The 4,352-nt window shown below is 55.1% G+C and carries 2 tRNA genes and 3 rRNA genes; all 5 read right to left on the reverse strand.

Features of this window, described 5'->3' with window-relative positions:
- Positions 1–239 precede the first annotated feature (239 nt).
- Positions 240–354, reverse strand: a 5S ribosomal RNA gene (gene rrf / locus QMX80_RS18540).
- Between the two features lie 124 nt (positions 355–478).
- Positions 479–3,356 (reverse strand): 23S ribosomal RNA (locus QMX80_RS18545).
- Between the two features lie 224 nt (positions 3,357–3,580).
- Positions 3,581–3,657: transfer RNA gene (locus tag QMX80_RS18550), tRNA-Ile, on the reverse strand.
- A gap of 20 nt (positions 3,658–3,677) precedes the next feature.
- Positions 3,678–3,753, reverse strand: a tRNA-Ala gene (locus QMX80_RS18555).
- Between the two features lie 91 nt (positions 3,754–3,844).
- Positions 3,845–4,352, reverse strand: a 16S ribosomal RNA gene (locus tag QMX80_RS18560); the annotation flags it as partial.

The following is a 4,352-nucleotide window of genomic DNA, read 5'->3' on the forward strand; positions in this document are numbered from 1 at the left end:
GCGGTGACGACGGTGAGCGAGGAGGCGGTGTGCATCACGGCGCCGAACCTTGCCGCGCGCTGGGCGATTGCGGCCGGGCAACGGCGGCACCAGCGCTGATCTTGGGGGCGCGGTAAACAGCAACGGCGCCGCTGGGCGCCGTTGTTGTTGGGGGATGGGGTGTCTGCGTCATCGTCGTTTTCGATGCGGCACAAAAGCAAACCCCCGCTGCGTGAGCAGCGGGGGTTTGGGGATAAAAACCCTGGCGATGACCTACTCTCGCATGGCTTGAGCCACACTACCATCGGCGCAGCTGCGTTTCACTTCCGAGTTCGGGATGGGATCGGGTGGTTCCACAGCGCTAATTTCACCAGGGAGAGGGTTGGAGGGTCGCTATCCGTTGTACTGGATGAAGCGCCAGCCTCTCGTAGGTTCTTGTGACGTAGCGTGCACTTGGGTCTATCGACATGTCATGTCGGCCAAGGCAACTTGAGGTTATATGGTCAAGCCACACGGATCATTAGTATCAGTTAGCTCAACGCGTTGCCGCGCTTACACACCTGACCTATCAACCACGTAGTCTACATGGTTCCTTCAGGGGGCTTGTGCCCCGGGAAGTCTCATCTTGAGGCGCGCTTCCCGCTTAGATGCTTTCAGCGGTTATCGCTTCCGAACATAGCTACCCGGCAATGCCACTGGCGTGACAACCGGAACACCAGAGGTTCGTCCACTCCGGTCCTCTCGTACTAGGAGCAGCCCCTCTCAAACTTCCAACGCCCATGGCAGATAGGGACCGAACTGTCTCACGACGTTCTGAACCCAGCTCGCGTACCACTTTAAATGGCGAACAGCCATACCCTTGGGACCGACTACAGCCCCAGGATGTGATGAGCCGACATCGAGGTGCCAAACACCGCCGTCGATATGAACTCTTGGGCGGTATCAGCCTGTTATCCCCGGAGTACCTTTTATCCGTTGAGCGATGGCCCTTCCATACAGAACCACCGGATCACTAAGTCCTAGTTTCCTACCTGCTTGATCCGTCGATCTTGCAGTCAAGCACGCTTATGCCTTTGCACACAGTGCGCGATGTCCGACCGCGCTGAGCGTACCTTCGAGCTCCTCCGTTACTCTTTAGGAGGAGACCGCCCCAGTCAAACTACCCACCATACACGGTCCCCGACCCGGATAACGGGCCTAGGTTAGAACGTCAAGCACGACAGGGTGGTATTTCAAGGATGGCTCCACTGCAGCTAGCGCCACAGTTTCATAGCCTCCCACCTATCCTACACAGACGAACTCAACGTTCAGTGTAAAGCTATAGTAAAGGTTCACGGGGTCTTTCCGTCTTGCCACGGGAACGCTGCATCTTCACAGCGATTTCAATTTCACTGAGTCTCGGGTGGAGACAGCGCCGCTGTCGTTACGCCATTCGTGCAGGTCGGAACTTACCCGACAAGGAATTTCGCTACCTTAGGACCGTTATAGTTACGGCCGCCGTTTACTGGGGCTTCGATCAAGAGCTTCGCCTTGCGGCTGACCCCATCAATTAACCTTCCAGCACCGGGCAGGCGTCACACCCTATACGTCCACTTTCGTGTTTGCAGAGTGCTGTGTTTTTGATAAACAGTCGCAGCGGCCTGGTCACTTCGACCATCACCAGCTATAGCCCGCATGGGCCACCGGCAATGGTGCACCTTCTCCCGAAGTTACGGTGCCATGTTGCCTAGTTCCTTCACCCGAGTTCTCTCAAGCGCCTGAGAATTCTCATCCTACCCACCTGTGTCGGTTTACGGTACGGTCTGCGTAAGCTGAAGCTTAGGAGCTTTTCCTGGAAGCGTGGTATCAGTGACTTCGTCTTAAAGACTCGTCTCGGTGCTCGGTCTTAAAGGATCCCGGATTTGCCAAAGATCCAAACCTACCGCCTTTCCCCAGGACAACCAACGCCTGGTACACCTAACCTTCTCCGTCCCTCCATCGCACTTACGCGAGGTGCAGGAATATTAACCTGCTTCCCATCGACTACGCATTTCTGCCTCGCCTTAGGGGCCGACTCACCCTGCGCCGATTAACGTTGCGCAAGGAAACCTTGGGCTTTCGGCGTGCGGGTTTTTCACCCGCATTATCGTTACTCATGTCAGCATTCGCACTTCCGATACCTCCAGCAGACTTCTCAATCCACCTTCGCAGGCTTACGGAACGCTCCTCTACCGCGCATAACAAAGTTATGCACCCCAAGCTTCGGTTCTGTGCTTAGCCCCGTTAAATCTTCCCCGCAGACCGACTCGACCAGTGAGCTATTACGCTTTCTTTAAAGGGTGGCTGCTTCTAAGCCAACCTCCTGGCTGTCTGTGCCTTTCCACATGGTTTTCCACTTAGCACAAAATTTGGGACCTTAGCTGTGGGTCTGGGTTGTTTCCCTTTTCACGACGGACGTTAGCACCCGCCGTGTGTCTCCCATACAGTCCGTCTCGGTATTCGGAGTTTGCAATGGTTTGGTAAGTCGCGATGACCCCCTAGCCATAACAGTGCTCTACCCCCGAGAGGATACATATGAGGCGCTACCTAAATAGCTTTCGAGGAGAACCAGCTATCTCCGGGTTCGATTAGCTTTTCACTCCTAATCACACCTCATCCCCTACCTTTGCAACGGGAGTGGGTTCGGGCCTCCAGTGCGTGTTACCGCACCTTCACCCTGGGCATGACTAGATCACCCGGTTTCGGGTCTACTGCCCGCGACTATGCGCCCTTATCAGACTCGGTTTCCCTTCGCCTCCCCTATACGGTTAAGCTTGCCACGAACAGTAAGTCGCTGACCCATTATACAAAAGGTACGCAGTCACTCTTTCGAGCTCCTACTGCTTGTACGCACACGGTTTCAGGTTCTATTTCACTCCCCTCTCCGGGGTTCTTTTCGCCTTTCCCTCACGGTACTGGTTCACTATCGGTCGGTCAGTAGTATTTAGCCTTGGAGGATGGTCCCCCCATGTTCAGACAGGGTTTCACGTGCCCCGCCCTACTCGTCTTCACTGGAATGGCCCTTTCAAATACAGGGCTATCACCTTCTATGGCCGGCCTTTCCAGACCGTTTTTCTAGAACCATACCAGCTTAAGGGCTGTTCCCCGTTCGCTCGTCGCTACTCAGGGAATCTCGGTTGATTTCTTTTCCTCCGGTTACTTAGATATTTCAGTTCACCGGGTTCGCCTTGCATGGCTATGTATTCACCATGCAATACCGCCGAAGCGGTGGGTTTCCCCATTCGGACATTGCCGGATCAAAGCTTGTTGCCAGCTCCCCGACACTTTTCGCAGGCTGCCACGTCCTTCATCGCCTCTGACCGCCAAGGCATCCACCGTGTGCGCTTATTCGCTTGACCATATAACCGCAAGTTGCCTTGGGTTATCTGATGTCCAGGGGTACAAAGCCCGGACACGAATATAACGACTCAATTAATAAAGAGACTTGCGTCTCTCGCCTTAGCCTCACGACACGTCAAGATAGACATCTCAAACGCTCGCTACGTCACAAGTTTTAAAAGAACAGGACACGGCCACAATGCCGCAACCAATCAATTCTTTCGTATGCGCCAATCATTCAGAGTGGTGGGTCTGGGAGGACTCGAACCACCGACCTCACCCTTATCAGGGGTGCGCTCTAACCACCTGAGCTACAGACCCAATGTTCTGTCAAAGCTTAGTGGTGGAGCCTGTCGGGATCGAACCGACGACCCCCTGCTTGCAAAGCAGGTGCTCTCCCAGCTGAGCTAAGGCCCCAAAATGGGACTTCTCCACACCGGCTGCCGGTGCAGAACTCTGAATGCAGGTCTCTTGTGAGGGCGCCTGACAGGCGATGCTGTCATGCTCAAAAGGAGGTGATCCAGCCGCACCTTCCGATACGGCTACCTTGTTACGACTTCACCCCAGTCATCGGCCACACCGTGGCAAGCGCCCTCCCGAAGGTTAAGCTACCTGCTTCTGGTGCAACAAACTCCCATGGTGTGACGGGCGGTGTGTACAAGGCCCGGGAACGTATTCACCGCAGCAATGCTGATCTGCGATTACTAGCGATTCCGACTTCATGGAGTCGAGTTGCAGACTCCAATCCGGACTGAGATAGGGTTTCTGGGATTGGCTTACCGTCGCCGGCTTGCAGCCCTCTGTCCCTACCATTGTAGTACGTGTGTAGCCCTGGCCGTAAGGGCCATGATGACTTGACGTCATCCCCACCTTCCTCCGGTTTGTCACCGGCGGTCTCCTTAGAGTTCCCACCATTACGTGCTGGCAACTAAGGACAAGGGTTGCGCTCGTTGCGGGACTTAACCCAACATCTCACGACACGAGCTGACGACAGCCATGCAGCACCTGTGTTCGCG

Source organism: Stenotrophomonas sp. PS02297, from assembly GCF_029959705.1.
In the GTDB taxonomy this organism is placed as follows: Bacteria; Pseudomonadota; Gammaproteobacteria; order Xanthomonadales; family Xanthomonadaceae; genus Stenotrophomonas; species Stenotrophomonas nitritireducens.